We start from the raw sequence: 1,316 nt of genomic DNA, 5'->3' as shown, positions 1-1,316 counted from the left end.
TTCGGTTCATGCGAACCGAAATCCTATCCGGTATTAGCCCCGGTTTCCCGGAGTTATCCCAGTCTTACAGGCAGGTTATCCACGTGTTACTCACCCGTCCGCCGCTAACCTTTGGGAGCAAGCTCCCAGAGGTCCGCTCGACTTGCATGTATTAGGCACGCCGCCAGCGTTCGTCCTGAGCCAGGATCAAACTCTCCATAAAAGTGTTTGATATAGCTCTTAAAAAATAGAATTAACGTTGACGCTTTTCTTTGTTCAGTTTTCAAAGAACAAGATCATATTGTATCACACAAATTAATGCGTGTCAATAATTTTATGTTGGTTTTTAGCAACAAAAACTATAGTATCACGTTAAATAGTATTTGTCAATAATATTTTGGTGGAGCCTAGCGGGATCGAACCGCTGACCTCCTGCGTGCAAAGCAGGCGCTCTCCCAGCTGAGCTAAGGCCCCAAATCACTAATTATAATGGTCGGGAAGACAGGATTCGAACCTGCGACCCCTTGGTCCCAAACCAAGTGCTCTACCAAGCTGAGCTACTCCCCGTTAAGGAATAACGTTATTTTAATATAATGGCGCGCCCGACAGGAGTCGAACCCATAACCTTCTGATCCGTAGTCAGACGCTCTATCCAATTGAGCTACGGGCGCATAACAAATGCCGAGGGGGGGACTTGAACCCCCACGAAGGTCACCCTTCCCAGGATTTTAAGTCCTGTGCGTCTGCCGATTCCGCCACCCCGGCATAAATGGAGCGGAAGACGGGATTCGAACCCGCGACCCCCACCTTGGCAAGGTGGTGTTCTACCACTGAACTACTTCCGCAAAATGCGGGTGAAGGGACTTGAACCCCCACGTCATAAAGACACTAGATCCTAAGTCTAGCGCGTCTGCCAATTCCGCCACACCCGCATAATTCTTAAGTTAAAATGGTGAGCCATGCAGGACTCGAACCTGCGACCCTCTGATTAAAAGTCAGATGCTCTACCGACTGAGCTAATGGCTCATTTCCTTAAATATCGTAAAAAATGGTGCCGGCGAGAGGACTTGAACCCCCAACCTACTGATTACAAGTCAGTTGCTCTACCAATTGAGCTACACCGGCATATAAAATGGTGGAGGATGACGGGATCGAACCGCCGACCCCCTGCTTGTAAGGCAGGTGCTCTCCCAGCTGAGCTAATCCTCCATTGCCTGGCAACGTCCTACTCTCGCAGGGGGAGAGCCCCCAACTACCATCGGCGCTGAGAAGCTTAACTTCCGTGTTCGGGATGGGAACGGGTGTGACCTTCTCGCCATAGCTACCAGACCTTATCA

Annotated in this window: 9 tRNA genes and 2 rRNA genes; all 11 read right to left on the bottom strand. The window is 49.9% G+C overall.

The annotated features are described in order from the left end of the window. Positions 1-202, bottom strand: a 16S ribosomal RNA gene (locus MLE14_RS22295); the annotation flags it as partial. Between the two features lie 175 nt (positions 203-377). Continuing rightward, a tRNA-Ala gene (locus tag MLE14_RS22290) sits at positions 378-453 on the bottom strand. A 16-nt stretch (positions 454-469) separates the two neighbouring features. Then, positions 470-546: transfer RNA gene (locus MLE14_RS22285), tRNA-Pro, on the bottom strand. A gap of 27 nt (positions 547-573) precedes the next feature. Beyond that, positions 574-650: transfer RNA gene (locus MLE14_RS22280), tRNA-Arg, on the bottom strand. An 8-nt stretch (positions 651-658) separates the two neighbouring features. Next, positions 659-744 (bottom strand) — tRNA-Leu (locus MLE14_RS22275). A 5-nt stretch (positions 745-749) separates the two neighbouring features. Then, positions 750-824, bottom strand: a tRNA-Gly gene (locus MLE14_RS22270). Between the two features lie 4 nt (positions 825-828). Further along, a tRNA-Leu gene (locus MLE14_RS22265) sits at positions 829-911 on the bottom strand. Between the two features lie 18 nt (positions 912-929). Next, positions 930-1,005: transfer RNA gene (locus MLE14_RS22260), tRNA-Lys, on the bottom strand. Between the two features lie 23 nt (positions 1,006-1,028). Further along, a tRNA-Thr gene (locus tag MLE14_RS22255) sits at positions 1,029-1,104 on the bottom strand. Positions 1,105-1,112: 8 nt separating this feature from the next. Then, positions 1,113-1,188: transfer RNA gene (locus tag MLE14_RS22250), tRNA-Val, on the bottom strand. Positions 1,189-1,191: 3 nt separating this feature from the next. Then, a 5S ribosomal RNA gene (gene rrf, locus MLE14_RS22245) occupies positions 1,192-1,308 on the bottom strand. Positions 1,309-1,316 lie beyond the last annotated feature (8 nt).

Origin of the sequence: Bacillus litorisediminis, from assembly GCF_022808645.1 — a bacterium.
GTDB classification, from domain to species: domain Bacteria; phylum Bacillota; class Bacilli; order Bacillales; family JC228; genus Bacillus_BF; species Bacillus_BF litorisediminis.
This window is presented reverse-complemented; position numbering and strand designations above follow the sequence as displayed.